The organism is Micromonospora sp. D75 (genome assembly GCF_018070405.1).
In the GTDB taxonomy this organism is placed as follows: Bacteria; Actinomycetota; Actinomycetes; order Mycobacteriales; family Micromonosporaceae; genus Micromonospora; species Micromonospora chalcea.
Map to the genome: position 1 here is coordinate 1 of NZ_JAGPXV010001203.1, position 440 is coordinate 440.

Below are 440 nucleotides of genomic sequence, written 5' to 3' on the forward strand. Positions count from 1 at the left end.
ATGAATGAACTACGCGGGGGCGGGGCGGGGGTGCGCGCCATGGACGGGTGGGGCGGTGTGGGGGTGGGGGACATGGACCGGGGGCGGGCGGGCGTGCCAGCATGCGCGGATGCGCAGCGCACGGCTCACGGTCCAGGCCAACGGCATCACCCAGGCGGTCCGCGTGGCCGGTCCGCCGGACGGCGTACCGGTCCTGCTGGTGCACGGCAACGTCTCCTCCTCCGCCTTCTGGGAACCGCTGCTCGCCCGGCTGCCGGACACGCTCCGGGTGGTCGCCCCCGACCTGCGCGGCTACGGCGAGACCGACACCGCACCCGTTGACGCCACCAGGGGGCTCGACGACTTCGCCGACGACGTGGCCGCGTTGCTGGACGTCCCGGCGCGGTTCCCGCCCGCCGCCCGGCCGGTGGGGGCCCGGCCCGCGCGCGGCGGCGGCGTGG

The 440-nt window shown here is 77.3% G+C and carries 1 protein-coding gene; it reads left to right on the forward strand.

Annotated elements, in window-relative coordinates; translation table 11 throughout:
• Positions 1–109: 109 nt before the first annotated feature.
• Positions 110–440 (forward strand): alpha/beta fold hydrolase (locus KBX39_RS32870; protein WP_210874313.1); only part of this gene is annotated, 331 nt, incomplete at its 3' end.